General features: G+C 72.7%; 19 protein-coding genes. 8 read left to right on the top strand and 11 right to left on the bottom strand.

The features are described 5' to 3' along the window. Positions 1–138: 138 nt before the first annotated feature. The 3 genes from ACFVZW_RS25950 to ACFVZW_RS25960 all read right to left on the bottom strand — a co-directional run bounded on the left by ACFVZW_RS25950 (position 139) and on the right by ACFVZW_RS25960 (position 3,698). On the bottom strand, positions 139–939 hold the full coding sequence (locus ACFVZW_RS25950; protein WP_384525710.1) for a DUF1684 domain-containing protein: 801 nt from the start codon (positions 937–939) through the stop codon (positions 139–141). 117 nt (positions 940–1,056) lie between these two features. Continuing rightward, positions 1,057–2,856 carry an FAD/NAD(P)-binding protein gene (locus ACFVZW_RS25955; protein ID WP_384525712.1) on the bottom strand — a complete coding sequence of 600 codons (1,800 nt, stop codon included), beginning with the start codon at positions 2,854–2,856 and terminating at the stop codon, positions 1,057–1,059. Continuing rightward, a complete protein-coding gene (locus ACFVZW_RS25960) occupies positions 2,853–3,698 on the bottom strand; it encodes an amino acid ABC transporter permease (RefSeq protein WP_384525715.1) in 846 nt (281 codons plus the stop codon). Before ACFVZW_RS25960 ends, ACFVZW_RS25955 begins: the two co-directional genes overlap by 4 nt. 631 nt (positions 3,699–4,329) lie before the next feature. Between ACFVZW_RS25960 and ACFVZW_RS25965 the strand changes: the two genes are divergently transcribed. After that, entirely contained in the window at positions 4,330–5,289 is a 960-nt protein-coding gene (locus ACFVZW_RS25965) for an ABC transporter substrate-binding protein (protein ID WP_384525718.1), read from the top strand. A gap of 57 nt (positions 5,290–5,346) precedes the next feature. On the opposite strand, the gene ACFVZW_RS25970 is transcribed toward ACFVZW_RS25965, so the two are convergent. Then, entirely contained in the window at positions 5,347–6,630 is a 1,284-nt protein-coding gene (locus ACFVZW_RS25970; protein ID WP_384525721.1) for a DUF5685 family protein, read from the bottom strand. Positions 6,631–6,951: 321 nt separating this feature from the next. Between ACFVZW_RS25970 and ACFVZW_RS25975 the strand changes: the two genes are divergently transcribed. Beyond that, on the top strand, positions 6,952–7,386 hold the full coding sequence (locus ACFVZW_RS25975; protein WP_384525723.1) for a cell division protein SepF: 435 nt from the start codon (positions 6,952–6,954) through the stop codon (positions 7,384–7,386). A 134-nt stretch (positions 7,387–7,520) separates the two neighbouring features. Here the strand turns inward: ACFVZW_RS25975 and ACFVZW_RS25980 are convergent, their stop codons facing one another. Next, positions 7,521–9,197 (bottom strand): MFS transporter, encoded by a 1,677-nt coding sequence (locus ACFVZW_RS25980; protein WP_384525726.1) that lies wholly within the window; start codon positions 9,195–9,197, stop codon positions 7,521–7,523. Between the two features lie 405 nt (positions 9,198–9,602). Between ACFVZW_RS25980 and ACFVZW_RS25985 the strand changes: the two genes are divergently transcribed. Beyond that, on the top strand, positions 9,603–10,631 hold the full coding sequence (locus ACFVZW_RS25985; protein WP_384525729.1) for a phosphatase PAP2 family protein: 1,029 nt from the start codon (positions 9,603–9,605) through the stop codon (positions 10,629–10,631). 66 nt (positions 10,632–10,697) lie between these two features. Here ACFVZW_RS25985 and ACFVZW_RS25990 read toward each other — a convergent pair whose 3' ends face one another. Beyond that, on the bottom strand, positions 10,698–10,901 hold the full coding sequence (locus tag ACFVZW_RS25990) for a proteinase inhibitor I78 (protein ID WP_384525732.1): 204 nt from the start codon (positions 10,899–10,901) through the stop codon (positions 10,698–10,700). Positions 10,902–11,232: 331 nt separating this feature from the next. On the opposite strand from ACFVZW_RS25990, the gene ctaD reads away from it, so the two are divergent. Further along, entirely contained in the window at positions 11,233–12,927 is a 1,695-nt protein-coding gene (gene ctaD, locus ACFVZW_RS25995; protein WP_384525735.1) for a cytochrome c oxidase subunit I, read from the top strand. Here ctaD and ACFVZW_RS26000 read toward each other — a convergent pair. From ACFVZW_RS26000 to ACFVZW_RS26015, 4 genes are all read right to left on the bottom strand, one after another. Beyond that, complete coding sequence (locus ACFVZW_RS26000) at positions 12,884–13,852, bottom strand: helix-turn-helix transcriptional regulator (RefSeq protein ID WP_384525738.1); 969 nt, start codon at positions 13,850–13,852, stop codon at positions 12,884–12,886. The two genes, ctaD and ACFVZW_RS26000, sit on opposite strands and share 44 nt — an antisense overlap. Positions 13,853–14,163: 311 nt before the next feature. Further along, positions 14,164–15,438, bottom strand: a complete 1,275-nt coding sequence (locus tag ACFVZW_RS26005) for a glycosyltransferase family 4 protein (protein ID WP_384525741.1) — start codon at positions 15,436–15,438, stop codon at positions 14,164–14,166. A gap of 68 nt (positions 15,439–15,506) precedes the next feature. Then, the gene (locus ACFVZW_RS26010; RefSeq protein WP_384525744.1) at positions 15,507–16,796 is read right to left on the bottom strand and encodes an ABC transporter substrate-binding protein; all 1,290 of its coding nucleotides are present in this window, start codon (positions 16,794–16,796) and stop codon (positions 15,507–15,509) included. Continuing rightward, entirely contained in the window at positions 16,774–17,208 is a 435-nt protein-coding gene (locus ACFVZW_RS26015; protein ID WP_384525747.1) for a hypothetical protein, read from the bottom strand. The genes ACFVZW_RS26010 and ACFVZW_RS26015 overlap by 23 nt, the downstream gene beginning before the upstream one ends. Positions 17,209–17,421: 213 nt before the next feature. On the opposite strand from ACFVZW_RS26015, the gene ACFVZW_RS26020 reads away from it, so the two are divergent. The 3 genes from ACFVZW_RS26020 to ACFVZW_RS26030 are packed head-to-tail and all read left to right on the top strand — an operon-like array spanning position 17,422 to position 20,989. After that, positions 17,422–17,820, top strand: coding sequence for a hypothetical protein (locus ACFVZW_RS26020; RefSeq protein WP_384525750.1), 399 nt, complete (start codon positions 17,422–17,424; stop codon positions 17,818–17,820). Continuing rightward, on the top strand, positions 17,808–20,336 hold the full coding sequence (locus tag ACFVZW_RS26025; RefSeq protein ID WP_384525753.1) for an ATP-binding cassette domain-containing protein: 2,529 nt from the start codon (positions 17,808–17,810) through the stop codon (positions 20,334–20,336). The genes ACFVZW_RS26020 and ACFVZW_RS26025 overlap by 13 nt, the downstream gene beginning before the upstream one ends. Then, positions 20,333–20,989: an ATP-binding cassette domain-containing protein gene (locus ACFVZW_RS26030; protein ID WP_384525756.1), complete on the top strand. Its 657-nt coding sequence runs from the start codon at positions 20,333–20,335 to the stop codon at positions 20,987–20,989. Before ACFVZW_RS26025 ends, ACFVZW_RS26030 begins: the two co-directional genes overlap by 4 nt. Here ACFVZW_RS26030 and ACFVZW_RS26035 read toward each other — a convergent pair. Continuing rightward, entirely contained in the window at positions 20,973–21,512 is a 540-nt protein-coding gene (locus ACFVZW_RS26035) for a transglycosylase family protein (RefSeq protein ID WP_384525759.1), read from the bottom strand. The two genes, ACFVZW_RS26030 and ACFVZW_RS26035, sit on opposite strands and share 17 nt — an antisense overlap. Before the next feature lie 194 nt (positions 21,513–21,706). Between ACFVZW_RS26035 and ACFVZW_RS26040 the strand changes: the two genes are divergently transcribed. Further along, entirely contained in the window at positions 21,707–22,489 is a 783-nt protein-coding gene (locus ACFVZW_RS26040) for a hypothetical protein (protein ID WP_362361124.1), read from the top strand. Positions 22,490–23,012 lie beyond the last annotated feature (523 nt).

Raw genomic sequence — 23,012 nt, forward strand, 5'->3', positions numbered from 1 at the left:
GGGCCCGTGAGGCGCGGCCCGGGGCCGGCGCTGTGGGGGAGTCTCGGGCCGCCCGCACCACTGCCGCAAGGGCGCCTTTCGGCCGTACCGTACGCCGCTCAACTACCGTCCGGTTCAAGGCGCTTGCAAGGGATTCGGTCAGCCCTCGACCAGCCGCCGCTCCCCCGCCGCCACCGCGGTGTCCAGGGTGTTGCCCGGTGGCGGGAACGGGCAGATGAAGTGGTCCGCGAAGGCGCACGGCGGCAGCAGCGCGCGGTTGAAGTCGACCGTCACCGTGCCGTCCTCGGCCGGTGCGGGGGGACGCAGGAAGCGGAAGCGGTAGCTGTCCCGGCCGCTGGTGAGGTCCGCGAAGACCGCCCACAGCGTGCCGTCGTCCTCCACCGCGACCTGGAGCGTGTGCTCGACGCCGTGCAGTTCGAAGGAGAGCTCGCCGGCGAGACCCAGCCCGCGCTCCTTCCCGTCGGCGTTCTCCACCCGGACGCCGCGGGACCGCTCGTAGGGCCGGAAGGTGCCGGGCACCACCCAGCGCTCGTCGTACGGTGTCGCCTCGATGCCCCGGAAGGCGCGGCGCGCCTGCGACTCGGGGTCGAAGTCCCGTACGGCCCAGAGCCCTTCGCGGCGCAGCACGACGAGCCGCCGGCCGGCGGACTCGGCCCGGGACTCGTGGATCGGGGCATGGTCCGCGGTGAGCCGGACGCTGCCGATCAGGGGCTTGCCGTCGACGGTGACGGCGTCCTCGGCGTCCGCCGTCAGGACCACCTCGTCGCCACTGTCGTGCCAGCGCCCGGGAACGGCCGGAATTCGCCCCTCCGGGTAGTCGGAGAGCCAGTACGTACCGGTGAGGGAGAGCGGGCCGTACGACGAGGAGACCGCCGCCGTGCGCTGTTCGTGCCAGTGCTGCCAGTCCTGCTGTGCGCCCTGTCGGGGATCCGTGCTCATGGTGTTCAACCTTTCCACAGGGCGTCAGCTCTTGGTACGTGGCTGGCCGTGCGGGTCGTCGGGTACGGCTGGTCAGAGGAGTTCGGGGAGGAACGCGCGGGTGCGCTCGTGTGGGGCTCAGACGCTGAGCCGGGCATGGAGGGACAGGTCGCGCAGCAGCGTCAGCGCGGCGCGCGCGGTCGCGTCGTTCTGGCGGAAGGCGGCGCCGCCGGTGCGCGGGCGGGTGAAGGCTCCGCCGGCCCGGGCGGTGGTGTGCGGGCCGAGCGCGAAGCGGCGCGGGTGCGGGCGCCCGCCGCGCTCCAGGATCCGCCCGTCGGCGGGGTCGACGGCGAGCAGCCCGGCGGCGGTGGCCCGAGCACCGTCCTCGTGGAGGGCGCGGAGCAGCGGGCTGCCGGTGTGTTCCAGGGTCGGGTCGGGGAGCCGGGCCTCGACCAGGGCGCGGGCCTCGGTCCACTGCCCCGGCACGCTCGTGGAGTGGGCACGGAAGACCCCGCGTTCCTCGTCGGCCACCACGGTCGTCCCGGCGCCGAGGAAGCGGACCATCCCGGCGCGGGAGAGGGCGAGCAGCTGGTGGAGCCGTGGGCCGGGCGGTCCGGAGGCGAGGAAGCTGAAGAAGCCGTGCCACCAGTCGCGCGGGTCGCCGGTGTCGCCGAGCCGGACGAGCTGGCCGTAGACCGAGAGCAGCGCGGTGAAGACCGCCAGGTCCGGGCTGTGTTCGGGGTCGTGGCGCCGGGCCAGGTCGTCGGCGATATGACGGCGCAGCCCGTCCTGGAGGGCCTCGGGCGAGGCGAAGCGCACTCCGTCCAGGGGGTGGTCGAGGGCGTCCAGGTCGAGCCGGTCGGCGGGGTCGGGGACGGCGGAGGCGACGAGGGCGTCCAGCTCGGCCCCGCCGGGGGCCGCGGCCGCGTACTTCTCCTCGAAGTCGGTCCAGGCGGCGGTGGTCCGCTCGGGGTGGGCGGCGAAGAGCCGGTGGTAGTGGGCCCAGCCGAGTTCCTTGTCGACGAGGGGCCGGATGTCGCGGCGGAAGTCGAGCCGCCCGGGCCGCCGCAGCAGCTCGTCGACCTGGGCGGGGCCGAAGAACCGGGGCAGCGGGGGCCGTTCGCCCTCCAGCGCGTACCCGATCTTGGAGTGGTACGGCACCCCGCGCCGGGATCCGACGTACAGGACCGGCTCACGCCCGGACGGTGCGTACTCCAGCCGCTCGCCCCGCTCCTCGTACCGCCCGCCGCGCCCCTCGGTGAGCAGCACCATCAGGTCGACGAAGGCGAGGCCGAAGCCGCGTACGAGCACCGGTTCACCGGCGGGCAGCGCGGACAGGTCGGTGTCGGCGGTGAAGTCGGGCGGGAGGTGGAGCAGCCCGTGGCGCTCGGCGAAGTCGGCCGACCGGCGCTGTTCGTCGTCGGGTTCGGCGTCGAGATGGCCGAGGGTCAGCACGACGAGGTCGGCGAGGAGCGGCACCGCGCGGTCCTCCAGCCAGACCCGCTGGTGCCCGTCGCGCGGCCCGCCGACCCGGACCGCGCGGGTGCGGTGCTCGTGGACGGTGACCGACGCGGGCAGCGCGGCGCGGGCCTGCTCGTACACCCAGCGCAGATAGGCGCCCTGCTGGGGGCGGCTGGGGAAGGTGCGGCCGTCGAGTCCGGCCCACTCGGCGAGGGTGGGTCCCGGCCGCACGGGGCCGTCGATGTCCACCGTCTCGTCGGTGAACATGGTGACGTCCTCGGCCTGCGAGTTCATCCAGAGCAGCGGCGACTGCTCGGAGCGCCAGACGCGTCCGGCGCCGGCCGGGTGCGGGTCGACGAGATGGACGTCCAGAGGCCGGTCCCCGTACAGCTCCGGCAGGTTGGCGGCGAGCCGTTCGAGGAGGCCGGTCCCCCGCGGCCCGGCGCCCACGATCACGACGGACGGGTTCCGTGTCATCGCGCACCGGCCGTGCCGCGGGCGTAGTACCGCTCCACGTAGTGCTGTCCGACGCTGAGGACCGAGGTGACGACGACGTACCAGACCGTGGCGACCAGGAGGAGCGGCACGACCTGGTAGGTGCGGTGGTAGACGAGCTGGACGGAGTAGAGCAGGTCCTGGACGGCGATGACGGAGACGATGGAGGTGCCTTTGAGCGTGCCGATCAGCATGTTCCCGGCGGGCGGGACGATCGAGCGCATGGCCTGCGGCAGCACGATCCGGCGGAGCCGGCGCCACCGCCCGAGGCCGAGGGACTGGGCGGCCTCGATCTGGCCGCGGTCGACGGACAGGATGCCGCCGCGCACGACCTCGGCGGCGTACGCGGCCTCGTGCAGGGTCAGTCCGATGATGGCGACCGCGACGGGGCCGAGGAGGTTGACCGTGTCGATGCCGAGGATCGTCGGGTAGAGCGCCCCGATGTTGAACCAGAAGAGCAGCTGGACCAGGATCGGCGTGGAGCGGAAGAACCAGATGTAGCCCCAACTGACGGCGCGGAGCACGGGGTTGCCGGAGAGCCTGAAGACGGCGAGCAGAGTGCCGAGGGCGAAGCCGAGGAGCATCACGAGGGCGGTGAGCCAGAGGGTGAGGCCCAGTCCGCGCAGGACGGCGGTCGAGGTGAAGTAGTCGCCGACGACGTCCCACTGGAAGGCTTTGTTGCGGACGACCGAGACGGTTCCGAGCGCGAGGAGCACCGACACGACGGTGGCCGCGGCCCATTGGCCGGTGCGGCGGGCGGGGACGATACGGAGGTGGGCGGCCGGCGGGGCCGCGGAAGGGGTCTTGGTGAGGGTCGCGGACATGCGAAGGCTCCGTGGATTCCAGAGACGGATCGAACACGGGTGTGCGCCTTCACGCGCGGCGAGCACGGATCCGAGCCCCTCAGCTCGATCCGCCCCTTGAGGCTACGGCGACGGAGCGCTGCCTTGTCAAGGCTGTCCGAGGGATGAGCCGTACGTCTCATCGTGGTTGACGGGCAATCGGATACCTGTTCCACTTGGGCCATGCATTCGCAGCAGTGGCTGGTCACGCGCTCCCACATCGACTTCGGTCGCGTGTGGTCCTCTTCCTGTTGAGCCGACCCCCTGCGTTTCGCCTGCCCGCACCCTTCCGCGCGGCGCCTTCACCTGTGTAGCCGAGCTCGACTCCCCTCGCTCCGCCCTGCCGTGTCCTTCTCCTGAGGGACACGTATGACCTTCACGCCCAGCCGTGGATCCGCGCCGTCCGTGCGCCGGACCGCGGTCGACGCCCTTCGGCGCGCCCGCTTCTCGACGAGCCGGCGCACGAGCACCCGACCCTCACCACCGGCCCGCGCCGGCCCGCGGTCAAGAGCCTCTCTCCGGCCGCCGGTTACCGCCCGCTCTCCGGTCCGTCCGCGGATCCGGAGTCGATCGGCCTGCTGCCGCTCGAGAAACACCTGGAGACCCCGAAGCCATGAGCCTCACCAGTACACAGCGCCACACGGTCGCCTTCGCCCTGATCACCGCGGCCGCGCTCACCCTCACGGCCTGCGGCTCGGGCGAGCCGACGGCCGCGCCGGCCGGTGCGACGGGTGCGAAGAAGGGCGCTGTGCCGACGGCCGACGTGGTCTCGACGATCGCGAAGGACGAGGCGGCGGCGGAGCTGCTGCCCGCGGACGTACGGCAGCGGGGCACGATCTCCGTCGCCTCCGCGACCGGCACCCTGCCCGGCGCGGCCTACCTCCCGGACGGGAAGACGCTGGTCGGCGCGGACGTCGACGTCACGGACGCGGTGGCGAAGGTGCTCGGGCTCCGGGTGAACCGCGCGGTGGTGAGCTGGGAGGCGATCCTGCCGGCCCTCGGCAGCGGGAAGTACGACGTCGGCACGGGGAACTTCGGCGTGACGGAGGAGCGGCGCAGGACTATCGACTTCGTGACCTACATCAACGACGGACAGGGGTTCGCGGCGCGCGCGGACAGCCCGCTGAAGGAGGTCACCGACCTGACGCAGCTGTGCGGTCTGAACGTGGCGACGGGCGGCGGCACGACCTTCGAGGCGACACTGGAGAAGAACCGGCCGCGGTGCGCGGCGGCCGGCAAGAAGCCGTACGACGTCCAGGTCTTCAACGACCTGGGCGCCCAGTGGATGTCGCTCCAACAGGGCCGCAGCGATGTGCTGATGAGCACGGTCAACGGCCTGAGGTACGCGGTGACCCAGCAGGAGAACGTCACGTTCCTCAACGAGTACCGCCGCCTGGACGTCGGCTTCGCCTTCAAGAAGGGCACACCGCTGGCTCCTGCGTTCCAGGCGGCGGTGAACAGGCTGAAGGCGGACGGCACGTACGACCGGATCCTGAAGAAGTGGGGCCTGACGGCCTCGGCGATCGCCGAGTCCCGCATCTCCCCGCCGGAGATCCCGGCGCCGAAGAAGTGACGGTACGTGCCGGGGCTCCGCGCGCCCCGGCACGTACCGGCGGTCGTCGACGGTCCGTCAGCAGCCGTCGCAGGGGCAGCAGCAGTCGCAGGCGTTGCCGTCACAGTTGCAGTCGCAGTCCCGGCAGCAGCCCTCGCGCTTCTTCCGGGACCAGGGACCCTCGTACTCCTTCGCGCAGCAGATCTGGCAGGTGCAGAACAGCCAGGTGAACGCGACGCAGCCACCCAGGAAGGAGCGCGGCTTGGGCTTCGGGGGCTCGCCGCCACCGAACTGCGGCGGCATCCCACCGGGGCCACCGGGTCCTCCGGGGCCGCCAGGCCCACCGAATCCCCCGCCGTCGTAGGCACCGCCGCCATAGGGACCGCCGCCGTAAGGGCTGCCCCCACCGCCGTAGGGGTTCCCCTCGCCCCCGTACGGATTGCCGCCCGCGTACGGGTTGCCGGGTACGGGGCCCTGTCCCGGCCCCGGCGTCCCGTGCGCGCAGGTCGTCGTGCCGAAGGCCCGGTCCACCGACGTGCGGAGCTCGTGCGCGAGCAGCACGTGCGCCAGCTTCCCGTTCACGAACTCGGCGTCCCGCAGCGCCAGCCGGATCCCGTGCAGCGCGTCGTCCGCGAGCCGGCGCGCCTCCTCCAGCGAGGTGCCCGTCGCGGTGAGCGGGTTCCAGGCGCCCGACGCGGCGTCGGCCTCGCGGTCCTCCACGGCGTCCAGCAGATGCGCGAGCCGCCCGAAGAGCCGCCCCGCCTCGGCCAGCGGCTCCACGTTCTCGGGCCGGCCCGCCAGAAGCGCGGTGTGGGCGAATGCCGCGGCCGTCGCCGTCTCGGTCGGCTCGGTCACGACGAGGAGCGGTGTGCCGGGTCCGGCGAGCGTCTCGATGCCGGTCTGGCGGTCGACGGCGTCCACCAGGACCGCCGTGTCGAAGCCGAGCTCGCGTCCGGTGCGCGCGCCCGCCCGGTCCCAGGACCTGGCGACCCGGCGGGCCGCCGCGGCCACCGGTCTGCGGGCCAACAGCCCGTCCCGGTCGGCGACGTGGTCCCGTACCTTCGCCGAGGCGAGGACGAGCGAGACCGCCGCGGCGAGCCGGGCGCCCTCGCCCTGGGCCACCGGCGCGGTCTTCATCTGGCGCAGCGGGCAGGGGCCCGCGGTGCGCCGTCCGCCCGGGACCGAGCCGGTCTGAGCCTCCGTCAGAACGGAGACTATGAGGCCGTCGTAGTTGGTGACCACCCTGGCGAACTGCCCGTGGTCGGCCCGAAGTGCCAGGCAGAGGCCGCAGAGATGGGCCATCCACTCGGTCTTGAGGCCGTCCGTGAGCCGATGCGTGCAGGGCCTGACGATTCCGAACAAGGAGACTCCCCCGTGAGTCGTGCGCGCGTGCTTCAGCGCTCCGCGGACATCGTATCGAGCCCGCTCGTTCACCCGGACGCTCCGACCGTCACCCTTCTGGCCCGACTTTCATATTTTAAGTTGCACACCCCATCCGGAACCTCCGTCAGGCCCCGTATACCGCAAGATTCCTGACGATTCGCCAGAATTCAGACCTCACGTTCTGCACCAGTACCGTCACGAAACCCGCGCGCGCCGACTATCCACTTGGCGCGCGATCCGCATCATGGACGACGATAGGGATTGCGGAACCACAAGTGACCGCGCTGAAAGGAGGCGTCCATGGGATCGGTGCGCAAGGCGAGTGCCTGGCTGGGACTCGTCGAGGACAACGACGAGCGTTACTACGACGACGAGTACGCCGAGGGTGCCGAGAACGGCGACGCCTGGGTGACGGACCCTCGGGTCCGGGTGGCGTCCGACACGGCGCAGGAGCACGGCCGCCGTATCGCGACCGTCTCTCCGGACGGGTTCCGGGACGCCCGGGGCATCGGCGAGCTCTTCCGGGACGGCGTCCCGGTCATCGTGAACCTCACGGCCATGGAGCCCTCCGACGCCAAGCGCGTGGTGGACTTCGCCGCCGGTCTCGCCTTCGGTCTGCGTGGATCGATCGAGCGGGTGGCGACGCGGGTCTTCCTGCTGACCCCCGCCGACACCCAGATCATCAGCGGGGACCCCACGGGCCGTGCGCAGGACGGTTTCTTCAACCAGAGCTGAACCGCGAGCAGCTCCCGGCGGCAGCGCTGGGTGGGGGCACCTCCCGGCCGCACTGCTGGGTGGGGGCACCTCCCAGCGGCAGCGCTGGGGGAAAAGAGCTCGCCGTTCAACGGAACGGATCGCGGTGGGGCGCCTCAGCGCGCCGTGCGTCCGGAGCGGGCCGTTTCGATCGGCTCGCGGGTGGCAGGCACCCGTACCTCCTCGGGAGCCGGGGCCACCAGGCCCTTCGGATCCACCAGGCCTCCCGCCGGGTCCGCCGGGTCCTCCGGATCCACCGGGCACTCCATCACCCGCGGCAGCCGCAGCGCCATCAGGGCGCCGAGGAGCAGCAGGCCCGCGCTGACGAACAGCGTCACGTGCAGTCCGTCCACGAACGCGTGCCGGGCCGCGTGGTACAGCGCCGTCCCGGCCGTGCCGCCCAGCTGGTCGGCGACCTGATACGCCTCCCCCAGCGAGTTCGCGGCGGCCCGGCTCGCCGCGTCCGGAACACCGGGGACGGCGGAGAGGCCGGGGGCGTACGCCGCGTTCATCACGCTGCCGAGCAGCGCGATGCCCATGCCCGCGCCGAGCTGGTACGAGGTCTCGCCGATGGCCGCCGCGCCGCCCGCGCTCTCCGGCGGGGCCTCGCTCAGCATCGACTCGTAGGCGGAGAAGAGCGTCGTCTGCAGTCCGAAGCCGAGCAGCACGAAGCCGCAGGTGAGCAGGAGCGGCCGGTCGTGCTGGCCCATGAGGACCAGGAGCAGGACGGCGGCGGCGGTGAGCACGAAGCCCCAGCCGACCATCCGGCGCGGGCCGATCCGGCGCAGGGTGTACGAGCCGGTGGCGCCCGCCGCCATGGCGGCGAAGGTGAGCGGCAGCAGCCGGAGCCCGGTCTCCAGCGGGCTCAGCCCGAGGACCAGCTGGAGGTACTGGACGGCGATCAGCTCCAGGCCGACCAGGGCCAGCATGGCGAGCACGATGCAGCCGACGGAGGTGGTGAACGCGGCCCGGGAGAAGAGCCGCATGTCGATCAGCGGGTGGGCCCGCCGCCGCTGCCTCCGTACGAAGAGGATCAGCAGGGCCGCCCCGATGAGCAGCGGTCCGGCGGTCGGGTACACGAAGAGGTCTTCGCCGGCGCCGATCCGCTTCACCCCGAGGACCATGCCGAGCACACCGGCCGCGGCCATGAGCGCGCCGAGGACGTCCCAGGGGCCGTCGTCGCGGCCCTTGGACTCGGGGAGCAGCCAGCGGCCCAGCGGCAGGATCAGCGCCATCAGCGGGATGTTGATCAGGAAGACCGAGCCCCACCAGTAGTGCTCGACCAGGAAGCCGCCGAGCACGGGCCCGGTGGCGGCGCCGACGGCGGCGACCGCCGTCCAGATGCCGATGGCGGTGGCCCGCTCGCGCCGGTCGGGGAAGACCGCCCGGAGGATCGAGAGGGTGGCGGGCATGATCATCGCGCCGCCGACGCCGAGCAGGGCACGGGCGCCGATCAGGACCTCGGGTTCGGTGGCGAGGGCGGCGACCGCGGAGGCGACGCCGAACAGCGCGTAACCGAGGAGCAGCACCCGCCGCCGTCCCACCCGGTCGCCGAGCGTGCCGAAGAGGATCAGCAGCGAGGCGCAGATGAGGGGATAGGCGTCGACGATCCACAGCAGCGCGGTGGAGCTGGGGCGCAGGTCCTCGGTGAGGGAGGGGACGGCGACATGGAGCACGGTCGCGTCCAGCGCGACCAGCAGCAGGCTGACGCAGAGGACGACGAGGACGACCCAGCGGTTGGCTCCGCCGCCGGCGGCGCGGAGCCGTGCTCCGGCCGTGATCGTCCGCTGCATGTACGTACCTCCCAATGGATCCCTCGCGCTCGGTGGGCACCGGCCGGGGCGCGGGCCTCGGGGCGGCCCGGCATCGACGGGCGAGTGAGCCGTCAGCGTACGCGAGTTCAGGGCCCGAGCGCGTGGTGCAGCTCTCACCCCGGCGGGCCGCGGAGTGTGGCGTACGCCACTCCACCCGCACCGCGCGTCGCATGGAATTCCATGCGTACAGACGTTTGAAGCATTTCCGTGATGTACAAACAGACTTCCGGAAAGTCACCCGGCGGCAATAGGGCAGAAGGTCATCGGATTCTCAGACGTACGCCAGGAATAAACACCGGTCTGAGACCTACTCCACATCACATCGTCATCACGAAGACACCGGATCGACCAAGGTCGCTACTCACTCCCTGTAACGTCGATTGGGTGCGAACCGACATCTTTGCCCGGCTGGACCGGGAGCCGGAACCGCCGAAGATAGAGGTCCCGGGGATGACCCGCACGCGTCTCGCCCTCTTCGGCGGGACGCTGGCGTTCTATCTCGCCATCGTCGTGGCCGTGCTCCTGTCGACCTGGCTGGTGACCCTCGACTGGAAGATCATGCTCTTCCGGCCGTACCAGCAGTGGCCGGAGATCCACGGCTTCCTCGACTACTACGTCGTCCTCGGCCAGCGCGGTCCCACCGCGGTGATGGTGGCGGCCTGGCTGGGCTGGCGCTCCTGGCGCCAGCACACGCTGCGGCCGCTGCTGTCGCTCGGCGCGGCGCTGCTCCTGCTGAACGTGACGGTCGGCGCGGTCAAGCTCGGACTCGGCCGTCTCGGCCCCCACTACGCGACACAGGTCGGCTCCGCCGAGCTCTTCGCGGGCGGCGATATATTTCCGTCCGGACACACCGCCAACGCGGTCGTGACCTGGGGAATCCTGGCCTATCTGGCGACCACTCCGCGGGCCCGGCGCTATCTGTCGGCCCTCTCGGCCGTGGTCGCGCTCGGTGTCGGCCTCACCACCGTCTACATCGGTACGCACTGGCTGAGCGACGTGCTGCTCGGCTGGGCCGCGGGGCTCCTCATCCTGCTGGCCCTGCCGTGGTGCGAGTCGCCGATCGCCCGGGCCGAGGCGCTCATCCTGAGCCTGCGCGACCGCCTGCGCGAGCAGCTTCGGGCCCGCCGCCGGCTGGTGCCCTCGCTGCCCGTCGCGACCGGTGGACCGCGACCCGCGGTGTACCCGCAGCGGCCGACAGCGGCCGAGGAGCCGGTCCGGGAGATCATCGGTGTCAGGAGCGGGCGGTCCGCCGCCGCGCGCGGCGAGGGGCGGCTCGCTCCGCCGCTCACCACTCCCCGCGCGCACTCCCCGCACACCACGCACTCCGCCCATGGCGTGCGCTCCGAGCGGACACCGGTCACCCCGGCCGGCAGCCGCCGCCCGCCGCACTCGCGGCCGCTCACCGGCGGCTGACCCCCGTCACGACCGCATGAGGAAGGGCCCCGGCTCGACGGCCGGGGCCCTTCCTCGTACGGGCGTCTACCCCAGCCAGCAGCGGGTGACGGTGCCCTCCGTCACCTCGAAGTTGATGCGCCCCTCCAGGTACTCCATGGTGATGATCGAGCCGGGCGGCAGGGACCGCACCACGCTCCAGCCGTGGTCCCGGGCGAGCTCTTCGGCCCGCTCCCGGGCCAACCCCACATAGTCGTCCGGCGGTACGGGAGAGGTCTGCTTCGGTGTCATGCAACTCACGTTAGTCCCTTACCGGTCACGCTTGTGTCACAGCTTCTCGACATATGTTTGACACGGCCGCCGTCACCCGAGAGGGCACTTTCCGGCCGAATCTCCGGCAATTGCAGGCCCACTCGCATCGTTCGCACAAGGCCCTTCGGAATTCCTTCGCACCCGCCCCCCAAGGGAATTGGGAGGGCGCGGGACGGCCGTCCGGTATTCACGATTTCCCCGCACGATGCGCACACGTTCGGCCGATCGGAGCAGCCCCGTCGGCCCGCCTCCCGAGCTCCTGGACCTGGGGCGCGCATCATGTCCGGACGATTCGGAACCGGAGGCATCGATGGGCATCGACACCGCGCACGCGGCCGTCGAATCACCTCGGGAACGGCATGGGCGGGTCCTGATCGACTGGCTCACCACGACCGACCACAAGAAGATCGGCCACCTCTACCTGGTCACCTCGTTCGTCTTCTTCCTGGCCGCCGGGCTCATGGCGATGCTGATGCGGGCCGAGCTGGCCCGCCCCGGACTCCAGCTGATCGACAACCAGCAGTTCAACCAGGCGTTCACCCTGCACGGCACGATCATGCTGCTGCTCTTCGCGACGCCGACCTTCGCCGGCTTCGCCAACGAGCTGGTGCCGCTCCAGATCGGCGCCCCGGACGTCGCCTTCCCGCGGCTGAACATGTTCTCGTACTGGCTGTTCCTCTTCGGCGGCCTGATGGTGATCGGCTCCCTGCTCGTGCCGAGCGGACCCGCCGCCTTCGGCTGGACCGCCTACGCCCCGCTCAACAGCCTGGAGCGCTCCCCCGGCATCGGACCGGACCTGTGGATCATGGGGCTCGCGCTCTCCGGCTTCGGCACGATCCTGACCTCGGTGAACTTCCTGGCGACGATCGTCGGGATGCGCGCGCCGGGCATGACCATGTTCCGGATGCCGATCTTCACCTGGAACATCCTCTTCACCACGATCCTGGTGCTGATGGCGTTCCCGGTGCTCGCCGCGGCGCTGCTCGTCCTGGAGTCGGACCGGCGGTTCGGCTCGCTGGTCTTCCAGCCGGAGAACGGCGGGGCGCTGCTGTGGCAGCACCTCTTCTGGTTCTTCGGCCACCCCGAGGTCTACATCATCGCCCTGCCGTTCTTCGGCATCGTCAGCGAGATCATCCCGGTCTTCGCCCGCAAGCCGATCTTCGGCTACGCCACCCTCATCGCCGCCACCATGACGATCACCGGTCTCTCGGTGGTGGTGTGGGCGCACCACATGTTCGCCACGGGCGCGGTGCTGCTGCCGTTCTTCTCGCTGCTGTCGTTCCTCATCGCCGTGCCGACCGGGGTGAAGTTCTTCAACTGGACCGGCACGATGCTCAAGGGCTCGCTCTCCTTCGAGACCCCGATGCTGTGGTCGGTCGGCTTCCTGGTCTCGTTCCTCTTCGGCGGGCTGACCGGCGTCATCCTCGCCTCGCCGCCGATGGACTTCGCCGTCACCGACTCGTACTTCGTCGTGGCCCACTTCCACTACACGGTCTTCGGCACGGTCGTCTTCGCGATGTTCGCCGGCTTCTACTTCTGGTGGCCCAAGTTCACCGGCAAGCTGCTCGACGAGCGGCTGGGCAAGGTCCACTTCTGGACGCTCTTCGTGGGCTTCCACACCACGTTCCTCGTACAGCACTGGCTGGGCGCGGAGGGTATGCCGCGGAGGTACGCCGACTACCTGGACGCGGACGGCTTCACGGCGCTGAACACGGTCTCCACCATCGGCGCGTTCCTGCTCGGCGCCTCGACGCTGCCGTTCCTGTACAACGTCTGGCGCACGGCCCAGTACGGGGAGAAGGTCGAGGCGGACGACCCGTGGGGGTTCGGGCGCTCGCTGGAGTGGGCGACCTCGTGCCCGCCGCCCCGCCACAACTTCGACGCTGTTCCGCGGATCCGCTCCGAGTCGCCGGCGTTCGATCTGCACCACCCGGAGTTCGTGGCCTTCGAGCGGGCCCGGATCAGCGCTCCGAGCGCTCCAGAGCGCGGGAAAGCCGGTCCCTGACGCCACGGATCCAGTCGTCCAGCTCGCGTGGCTCGACGACCTCGAACTCGAGGCCCAGCATCATCACGTGGATCACGAGGTACTCCAGGCTCCCCGCGCCGGTGCGGAGCAGACAGGAGCCGTCCCCGTCCGCCTCCAGGACGCCGTCCATGGGACCGACGGCCTGGACTGCCTCGGCGAGCGGGACATGGAGCCGGATCGTCGCCCCTGCCGCGTAGGCCGCAGTCGAGACGCCCTCCGAGACGTAGGCCGCCAGGTCCTCGGCGGGCGGCTCGCGGGGCGGGAAGCGGGGGCCGTGCGGCGGCCTCGGCTCGATCCGGTCGGCCCGGAACGTACGCCAGCCTGCGCGGTCGAGGTCCCAGGCGACCAGGTACCAGCGGCGTTCGGTGCACACGAGGCGGTGCGGCTCGACGGTGCGGCGGGTGGCCGTGCCGCCGTGGTCGCGGTACTCGAAGCGGAGCCGCTCGCTGTCCCTGCAGGCGTTCGCGAGCTCGGTCAGGACGGCGGGGTCGACCTGCGCCTGCGGGGCGCGGAGCATCGGCACGGTGAAGGCGTTGAGGGTGCTCACCCGGCGCCGCAGCCTGCCCGGCAGCACCTGCTCCAGCTTGGCCAGGGCGCGTACGGAGGTCTCGCCGATGCCCTCGACGCCCTGGCCGGCCGCCGTGCGCAGCCCCACCGCCACCGCGACGGCCTCGTCGTCGTCGAGCAGCAGCGGCGGCAGCTCGGCACCGGCACCGAGCTGGTACCCGCCACCGGTACCGGGGCTGGCGTTGACCGGATATCCGAGCTCACGCAGCCGGTCGACGTCCCGCCGCACGGTGCGCGGGGTGACCCCGAGCCGCTCGGCGAGATCGGCCCCGGACCACTCGCGATGGGCCTGCAGCAACGAGAGCAGACGCAACAGTCGTGCGGAGGTCTCCAACATGGGCCCGAGTCTGCCAGCAGTCGAGGACAGCTACGGTCCTCGACTGCTCGCCGCCGGACGGGGCCGGAACCCGACGGCGGGCGGCGGCCTCGGAAGCCCGGCCGACTCGCCCCGCGCGACGGCCGGGACACACGTCGCCCGACGGCGGGCCGACCCGAGGCCGAGGGGCGTCGGGACGGCCGGACCGGCCGGCGACCCGACAGCCGAGCCGACCCGGGACCAGGCCGAACGGCGACCGACAGCCGGTCCCACCGGGACCCGGACAGCCGGGTCGACCGACCCCGCCCAGCTCTCGGGCGCCCGCCTCCCGCTCAGCGGAAGCGGCGGACCAGGACTCCCGTGCGGCGCTTCAGCTCGTACACCGCGTCGATCGCGCCGCCCACCGCCCGGTGGACGGCCTCTCCGAGACCGCCGTGCGTGCGGCGGCTCGCGCCGCGGGCCACGAGCTCGGACCAGATCTCCTCGTGGCGGGCGGCGATGCGCACCGGGTCGAAGCGTTCGGACGCCGTCAGCGCGGCGCGCGCGGTCTTGGCGCGCAGCTCGTCGTCCTCTATGAGGTCCAGCAGCGCCCGGGCGATCGCGGCCACGTCGTCGACGGGCACCAGACGGCCGTCGACCCCGTCCTCGATGATCTCGCGGGGGCCGTGGCAGTCGGTGGAGACGACCGGGAGCCCGCACCGCATCGCCTCGACGATGGTCATGCCGAACGACTCGCGCAGCGAGGTGACGGCGGCGATCGAGCCCTTCGCCCACTCCTGCTCCATCGGATTGGCCCAGCCCATGAGGAAGACGTTCTCCTCGAGACCGCGCTCCTTGATGCGCCGCGCGAGCGTGGCCTTCGTGTCGTCGACGGCGTCCCCGGTGCCGTAGATCCGCAGCTTCCAGTCCGGGCGGGCCGCCGCCACCTCGGCGAACGCGTCGATCAGCACGTCGTACCGCTTGACCCGCGTCAGCCGCCCCGCCGCGACGACGGTCTTCGCGGCGGGATCGGCGGGCGCCACGCTCGGCGCGGGCACGCTGTTGGGCACCGCGTCGATCCGTACGCCCGGCAGCTTCAGCCGGGACCGGTAGGCACGGGCGTCGGCCTCGGTGACCGTCGTGACCGCGTCCAGGAGCGCGTACTGGTGGCGGATCTCGCGGCGCAGCCGGAAGGTGTGCCCGGCAAGCACCAGATGCTCCTGGCCGACCAGGACCGGGCCGCGCCGTGCCTGCTTGGCGAGGTGGACGTTGAGCCCGGGGCGGGTGGCGACCAGCACGTCGGCCTCGACGCCCGCGAGATGCTCGCCGATGCGCGCGTCGGTGAGCGCGCTGTACTGCTTCCACCGGCCGTCGCCGCGCGGGAAGACCGTCGCGGGCCGGGAGAAGTCCGGGTGCTCCCCGTCGTATCCGGGGCTGTCCTTCCGCAGGTCCACGAGGTGACGCAGGGTCACTCCGGCGGGCAGGCCCAGGATCGGCTCGTCGCGGTGGCGGAAGACGGACACGATCTCCACCTCGTGACGCTCCGCCAGGTCCTGGGCCAGGGTGAACGTCGTCCGGATGGTTCCGCCGATGTGGTAGGCGTTGTGGAGCAGAAAGGAGATGCGCATCGGGTTGCCGGTTCCCCCCGGTGAAGTGGTCGGACCGTGGCGACTGTACTGCCCGTCCGGTGCCCGCTTCACGGTCGGTAGCCGAGTTGGGGAACGGTGGCGCAGTTCGTGGTCATCTCTCCCTGGCTGACCCAGCCCCGCCCGTCCTGCCAACGGGCCACGGACAGACAGGTGTGACGGTCCTTCGGCGGCTCGGCGAGCTTCTCGAAGCGGACCGGCAGCAGCAGTCCGCGGGCGGTGTACGGCTCCGGCCGGTTGACGAACTCCTCGACGCAGGCGCGGGTGAGCCGGTCGCCGCAGGACAGCGCCGCGTCCGTGAACCACATGGCGGCGGCCCAGCCCTCCAGTTGCCACTGGGAGAGCGGCCGGTCCCCCATCGCCGCCCGGAACTCCCGTACGGCAGGTTGCCCGGTGTCCTCGTAGTTGCGGCTGGATCCGGTCACGAAGAGCGCCGCGCGGCAGGCGGGGGACGCGGCGTAGTCGCGGGGCACGGTCGAGGACCAGTTCTGCACGTTGGTCACCTTGGCGGTGACGCGGACGTCCAGCGCCTGCATCGCCTCGCAGAGCTGGGCGTTGCCGTGCGTGTCCATCGCGTCGAAGACGAGGTCGGCGCCCTGCGCCTTCAGATCCGCCGCCACGGCCCGGAAGTTGGGCAGGGCGAAGTCGACCTGTTCGTCGACGACCTTGTACCCCTCGGCCCGCAGGCCGTCGGAGATCAGCCGGGCGTACGCCGTCGAGGCGGCCTGGTTGTAGGCGACGACCGCGGCGGTGCGAGCGCCGTGCTCGCGCTTGAAGTAGCGGTAGACCTCGGTCCCGCCGTACAGCACCCCGTCCCAGCCGGGAGCCTTGCCGGTGCGCGGGGCGAGGCTCCCGTAGATCCCGTACAGATGCGGATAGGTGTCGTACGCCGGGGTGAGCGGCTGGCCCCCGATGTCGGGGACGCCGGCCTTCGCGACGAGCGGGGCTCCGGCGTAGTCGAGCGCGGTGGTGGCGACCAGGGCGAAGACCTTCCGTTCGTCGATCAGCTTGTGCACGCACTCGTTGTTGCCGACGCCGCTGCCGCCGTCGTCGCAGGTGACGACCTCGACGCGGCGTCCGTTCAGGCCCCCGCGGGCGTTGAGGGCGTCGAACCAGGCGCGGGCGCCGTCGCGCGTGCCGGTGAACGCGTCGCCGCCGACGGGGCTGGTGGCGCTGGTGATGACGCCGATCCGGAGCGGCTCACCGCCGGAGGGGGAAGTGGCGGTGGGCCGCGTCTCGAACGCGCGCTCCGGGAGCCGGCTGCCGCAGGCCGCGGTCAGGGCGAGCAGCCCGGCGAGGAGCAGCGCCGCAGCGGTCTCAGCAGCCCGGAACGGTCGCACCGCTGAGCTGCGCCAGGCCGCAGAGGGTCTTCACGGACACCTTCCAGGTGTCGTCCTGGAAGACCGACGTGCCCTTGGCGTCGGGCACGGCCGGGGCCCCGGAGACCAGCAGGTCGTAGGTCACGTTCGCATTGTTCGGCGAGGTGAACTCGACCGTCTTGACCTTGGCCGTGGCCTGGGACGCGGCATCGTTGGTGAGGAGCGCCTGAAGGGCCGGCCGCAGCTGGTCGCCGTTCTCGAGCAGTTCCGCCCGCTCCGCCACCGGGGTGTTCGGGTCGAAGAAGGTGGTCCAGTTCTCGGTGATCTCCGCCTTGGCCGCGGCCGGGTCGGAGGGCGCGGTCGCGGCGGGCTCCGGGGAGGCCGACTCACCGCCTCCGTCGTCGCCGCAGGCCACGAGGGCCGGTCCGAGCACGAGAACCGACGCGGCCGCCAGGGCCGCGAGACGAGAGCGAGGGCGAGTGGGTCCACCGTGTCGCCTGAGAACCATCTGGCTCACCACCGGGTGTCCGTCGAGGCCGGGTGGCCTGATGATTCCAGGGTGGGACGATTCCGGGCATAGTGCAACGGAAACGGAAATGGGCATACGGGGGCATGGCGGTCGGGGGTCTGAGGCGAGGGAGGTCCCGTGCCGAGATCACGGGAACTGCTGTGGGGCGGCCTCGCGGCGGTCGCCGGGGGTGCGGTGCTCTGCGTCCTGGGGTGGTACGGGATCTCCGGCGAGCGCTTCGCCGAGCGCCAGCTGCCTTATCTCGCCTCGTGCACGGTGCCGGGGGCCGCACTGATCGTGGCCGGAGCGGTCCTGGTCGGGGCGGCGGGCCGGATCCCGGTGCGCGGGCCCGCGCCCTCTCACGAGGCCGCGGAGGACATCGCGCCCCCCTCGTCGGAGGAGCCGCCGGTCCGGGTGCCGGGTGGGACGCTCGCGCACCGCCCCGACTGCCCGTTGGTGGCCGGCCGGGCGGACGCCGAACCGGCGGAGGACGCGGAGCTCGATCCCTGCCCGGTGTGTGAGCCGTGGCCTCGCTGACGTACGACCTCACGCTCGCCGGACTCGCGGTCGGCAGCGCCGCCGCCCTCACCGGCATCGGACTGATCGTCACGTACCGCGCCACCGGCGTGCTCAATCTGGCGCACGGTGCGATCGCCATGGTCTGCGCCTACGTGCTGCGGCAGCTGGTGGTCGAGTGGGGCTGGCCGCTGCCTCTCGGCGCGCTGCTGACCCTGCTCGTGGTCGCTCCCGGGATCGGCCTGGTCCTCGACCGTGCCGTCTTCCGGCCGCTGGCTCTCCTCGGCTCCAACCCGGCGCAGACCCTGGTGGCGTCCATCGGGGTCTTCGTGCTGCTGGTCGGCGGGGCGGCGCTGGTGTGGGGCGGCGGGGCGCGGGCGGACGCGCCGGTGCTGCTGGGCGACGATCCGTGGGCGCAGCTCGCGGCGGTGGTCCTGCTGGCCCTGGCGGTGGGTGCGGTGACCCGCTGGACCCGCTTCGGGCGGGAGCTGCGGGCGGTGGTCGACAACCGCCCGCTGGCGATGCTGGGCGGGATCGACGCGGACCGGGTGTCGGCGGCGGGCTGGGCGTTCGGCTCGTTCACCGCGGGACTGACGGGGGTGCTGCTCGCCCCGTACGTACGGCTCGATCCGTACGGGATGCCGCTGCTGGTCATCGAGGTGATCGCGGTCGCGGTGGTGGCCCGGATGCGGAGCCTGCCGGTCGCGATCGTGACGGCGCTCGCGCTGGGTGTCGCGCAGGCACAGCTGACCCGCTTCCATCCGGAGGGGTGGGCGGGGCCGCTGGTGCAGGCGGTGGGGGCGAACCTGTTCGTCCTCGCGTTGCTGGTGGCCGCGCTGGTGCTGCCGGGGGTCGGCGGGCGGGGCCAGGACGCGCTGCCGCCGCCGGCCGTCGCGCCGCGGACTCCGTCGGGGGTGTGGCTGACGGTCGCCGTGCTCTTCCTGCTGCCGCTGGGCTTCGCGGGCACGGACCTGCACACCGCGGTCCAGGTGCCGGCGCTCGCGATCGTGCTGCTGTCGCTGGTGGTGGTGACGGGTCGGGGCGGTCAGATCGCTCTCGGGCAGGCGGCGTACGCGGGTCTGGGCGCCCTGTTCACGGCGCTGCTCGCGGCCGGGGGTCTGCCGGAGCTGGTGGCGCTCGCGCTGGCGGTGCTGCTCGTCGCCCCGCTGGGCCTGGTCACGGGGTGGCCGGCGATCCGGCGGCACGGCCTGGCCCTGGCGCTCGCGACGCTGGCGGTCGGGGTCGCGGTGAGCCGGTTCGTCTTCGCGCAGCCGTACGCGACGGCCGGCCTGGAGCTCGGCCGCCCGGCGGGCTTCTCGGACGACCGCGGCTACTACGCCCTGGAACTCGTGGTCCTGACCGGCTGTCTGCTCCTGGTCGCGGCGCTGCGCCGGGGCCGCACGGGCCGGGCGCTCGCCGCGCTGCGCGACCACGAGCCGGGCGCGGAGGCGGCCGGGGTGCGGGTGAGCCTCCTCAAGCTCCTGGCCTTCGTCCTGGGCGCGGCCCTGGCGGCCCTGGGCGGCGGCCTGCTGGGCATGGGCCTGCGCGCCTTCGACCCGGAGGCCTACGACCCGGTCCGCGGCCTGCTCTGGTTCGCCGCGATCATCGTCCTGGGCGCCGACAGCCTCCTCTCCCCCCTCGCGGCCGCGGCCCTCCTGGTGGCCCTGGACGCGGGCACGAGGGGCGGTGTGGCGGCGGCGACGGTAGGCATCCTGGCGGCCCTGGTGGGCCGGGTGCCCCCACTGACGTCCTGGCTCCCGTCCAAACCGGTACCCGCAGCCGCCGCCGGCGCCGTGCCACCCACGGGTGGACCCGCGGACGACGAACCGGGCCCCGCCGGAGGCCGGGCGCTCCCCCGCCGGCCCGTACCGGCCCCCTCACCACCGCCCCGCCCCCGCCTCGCCGCCCACCACCTCACCCTCACCTACCCCGGCGGCCTCACCGCCCTCACCGATGTCACCCTCGCCCTCGCCCCCGGCCACGTCACCGCCCTCGTCGGCCCCAACGGCGCCGGCAAGAGCACCCTCTTCGACTGCCTCGCCGGCACCCTCCGCCCCACCGACGGCCGCGTCACCCTCGACGGCACCGACATCACCGCCCGCCCCGCCCACGCCCGCACGCGGCTCGGCGTCGCCCGCTCGTTCCAGCAGCTCGCCGTCTTCCCCTCCCTCACCGTCGAGGAGAACGTCCGCCTCGGCGCCGAGCAGGGCCACCGCCGCTCCCCCGCCACCACCGAGCAGGCCCTCCGCCTCCTCGGCCTCGCCGGATCCGTCCGCCACCGTCCCGCCGCCGACCTCCCCACCGGGACCCTGCGCCGCGTCGAACTGGCCCGCGCGCTCGCCGGGGGCCCGCACACCCTCCTCCTGGACGAGCCCTCCGCAGGTCTGGACGCCGCCGAGACCGACGCCCTCGCCCGGGTCCTCGCCGCCCTCGCCGCCGACGGCCTCACCCTCCTCGTCGTCGAGCACGACCCGGACCTCGTCGCCGGCATCGCCCACACCGTGCACACCATGGAGGGAGGCCGGATCGTGTCATGAGCGTCGAGATCTCCCTGCGTTCCGCCCGCGTCCGCTACGGCCCCCTGGAGGCCCTGCACGGTCTCGACCTGCCGGTCCCCTCCGCCACCGTCACCGTCCTCGTCGGCCGCAACGGCTCCGGCCGTACGACAGCCCTGCGCGCGCTCGCCGGAACCGTGCCCCTGACCTCCGGAACGGTCCTCTGGCGCGGCGCGGACGTGACCCGCCTCCACGCCCACGACCGGGCCCGGCGCGGCCTGTGCTTCGTGCCGGATCTGCGCGCGGTGTACGCGACGCTCACCGTCGCCGAGAACCTGGAGCTGACCCCCGGGGACCCCGACCGGGCCCTGGAGGCGTACCCCGAACTCGCCCCTCTCCTCGCCCGCCCCGCCGGCACACTCTCCGGCGGGGAGCGCCGGATGCTCGCCCTCTCCCGAGCCCTGCTGACCCCCGCCCGCGTGGTCCTGGTCGACGAGCCGTCCCTCGGCATGTCCCCGGCGGTCTCCTCCCGTACGTACGCGCTCCTCACCGCCCTCGCCGGGGCGGGCGGCGCCGTGGTCCTCGCCGAGCAGCGCCCCCCGCCCGGACTGCCGCCCGGCACGCTGCTGCACGAACTGCGGCGCGGCTCCCTCGCGTTCAGCGGGGAGGCCGCGGAGTTCACCGCCGGGCGGTGAGGGGCGCGATGCGCAGCATCGTCCCGATCACGATCCGGTTCGGGTCCGGCCCGATCAGGCTCCGGTTCGCCGCGTACAGCGCCTCCCAGCCGCCCGCGATCCCGAACCGCAGCGCGATCGTGCCCAGCGTGTCGCCCGGCTGGACCGTGTGGACCCGCCCGCTCAGCCCGTACCGCGCCGAGCAGACCGGCCAGGCCTCCCAGCCCTGGTTGCGCAGGACCTCCTCCGCGACGGTGATCTGCTGCTGACGGGTCGCCAGGTCGGCGCGCGCGGCGAAGTCCAGGCCCCCGTGCTCGACCCAGGTCGGCTGCCAGAACTGCAGTCCGCCGTAGTAGCCGTTGCCGGTGTCGAGGTCCCACCGGCCGCTGCTCTCGCACTCGGCGACGCATCCCCAAGGCCACTGGTCCTCGGCGCAGGCGGGAGCGGCGGGCAGGTGCGGTACCTGGGCCTGGGCCGGCGCCGGGACGAGGGCCAGCAGCGCGGCGACGGACGCACCGGCTGCCCACAATCTGATCTTCGACATCGCGGCAGGCTAGGCAGCACACCCGGGCACCGTCGCCGTGCCGCGCGGGGCGGCCCGCATCCCCCACCCGGTCGGAGTCACACAAGTTGCCGGACCCGTACGCGTGACCCCGGCCGATCCTTCCCCGTTGAACTCGGCATGAGACGAGCCGGGAACCGCCCGGCGTCGCACGTACCGAGTCCAGGGAGCCCCCCGTGCCGCGCATGCTCGACGTCAGCGAGGACGTACGCGCCGAGATCGGCGACGAAGAAGCGGACCGGCTGCTCGCCGGCGACAACGCCCCGGGCAGCTACGACTGCACCTCCTGCCGCACGCCGGGCGACTCCGAGCAGGAGCGCACGAGTACGGTGCTGTTCGTCGGCGAGGAGACCGCCGTCCTGGCGTTCGCCCACGCCAGCTGCATTCCTTCCCAGGTCGTCCAGGTCGCCGAGGAGCAGCTCCAGGGCGCCGTCCGCTCCATCGCCGCGACGGACGCGGCGGACGCGCTCGGCGCGGCCCACCCCGAGCAGGCCGTCCTCGGGGTCACCAGCGGTCTCGTGCTGATCGAGGGCGAGCTGCACCCGGCGCTGGTCGTCGAACCGACCGCGCCCGTCGCCCGCCCGGGCTCGGACGGTCTCAGCGACGAGTTCCTGCCGCTCCTGATCGAGCAGGGCTTCATGCCGATCTCCGATGTGAACCAGAAGCCGGGCGTGCTGCCCGGCTGGTCGGTGCTCGTCGCCATGGGCCAGCTGCACTCCGTGCTCCAGCCGGGTACGGGCGGCACCGGCCAGGCCGCCTGGTGGCAGGCACACCAGCCGCTCCAGGTCACCGAGGGCTGGCGTGCGGCGGCCAACAAGTCGCACACGGTCCTGGTGTTCGCCGCCCCGGTCGGCTCGATCGGTCAGCAGCCGCGCGAGGACCTGCTCCGCGACGCCCTGGAGAAGGCCGCGGCCAACGGCCGGCTGGTGGCTGCCGCGATGCCGCTGGCCGGCACGTGAGGGAGCACGGGCGCACCGGCATAGGGTCATCGGGGTACGGCCCCTGGGTCCCGGTCGTGCCCCGCCCGCGGCGGCCGTCGGTTTCCGAGAGCCGCCCGCATCCGACGGACCACGAGGTCGTTGGCACGTATGTGCACACATACGACCCACTCCGCCCGCAGTATCCGAGTCAGATCCCCTCCATGCGCCCGGCGCAGGACGTCACGGCGGGCCAGTCGGCCACACCGATCTACGACGCCCTGTACTCGGAGTACCGGCGGTCGTTCCGGGCTCTCCCTGGGGATCGCAGCGGCGAGGACGATCTGAGCTTCCGGTCGTTCGGGACGCCGGTGAGTTCGGGGCTCTACGGGCACGGGTCCGGCCACGGGGCAGGGCACGGTTCCGGTCACGGAAGCCGGTTCGGAACGTATCCGACGGCGTGGTCGGCCCAGCACCACACTCCGGCGGCGCTGCCACCGGGGCCCCGCAGGGGGCTGTAGGACGGAGCACGGTACGGCGGAGGGCCGGGGCATCGCCCCGGCCC

Origin of the sequence: Streptomyces sp. NPDC059567 (assembly GCF_042735655.1) — a bacterium.
Lineage (GTDB): Bacteria > Actinomycetota > Actinomycetes > Streptomycetales > Streptomycetaceae > Streptomyces.

Excerpts from the sequence above, each read along its gene's own strand:
- ACFVZW_RS25950 (WP_384525710.1), bottom strand. The coding sequence starts at position 939 with ATGAGCACGGATCCCCGACAGGGCGCACAGCAGGACTGGCAGCACTGG.
- ACFVZW_RS25955 (WP_384525712.1), bottom strand. The coding sequence starts at position 2,856 with ATGACACGGAACCCGTCCGTCGTGATCGTGGGCGCCGGGCCGCGGGGG.
- ACFVZW_RS25960 (WP_384525715.1), bottom strand. The coding sequence starts at position 3,698 with ATGTCCGCGACCCTCACCAAGACCCCTTCCGCGGCCCCGCCGGCCGCC.
- ACFVZW_RS25965 (WP_384525718.1), top strand. The coding sequence starts at position 4,330 with ATGAGCCTCACCAGTACACAGCGCCACACGGTCGCCTTCGCCCTGATC.
- ACFVZW_RS25975 (WP_384525723.1), top strand. The coding sequence starts at position 6,952 with ATGGGATCGGTGCGCAAGGCGAGTGCCTGGCTGGGACTCGTCGAGGAC.
- ACFVZW_RS25980 (WP_384525726.1), bottom strand. The coding sequence starts at position 9,197 with ATGCAGCGGACGATCACGGCCGGAGCACGGCTCCGCGCCGCCGGCGGC.
- ACFVZW_RS25990 (WP_384525732.1), bottom strand. The coding sequence starts at position 10,901 with ATGACACCGAAGCAGACCTCTCCCGTACCGCCGGACGACTATGTGGGG.
- ctaD (WP_384525735.1), top strand. The coding sequence starts at position 11,233 with ATGGGCATCGACACCGCGCACGCGGCCGTCGAATCACCTCGGGAACGG.
- ACFVZW_RS26000 (WP_384525738.1), bottom strand. The coding sequence starts at position 13,852 with ATGTTGGAGACCTCCGCACGACTGTTGCGTCTGCTCTCGTTGCTGCAG.
- ACFVZW_RS26005 (WP_384525741.1), bottom strand. The coding sequence starts at position 15,438 with ATGCGCATCTCCTTTCTGCTCCACAACGCCTACCACATCGGCGGAACC.
- ACFVZW_RS26030 (WP_384525756.1), top strand. The coding sequence starts at position 20,333 with ATGAGCGTCGAGATCTCCCTGCGTTCCGCCCGCGTCCGCTACGGCCCC.
- ACFVZW_RS26035 (WP_384525759.1), bottom strand. The coding sequence starts at position 21,512 with ATGTCGAAGATCAGATTGTGGGCAGCCGGTGCGTCCGTCGCCGCGCTG.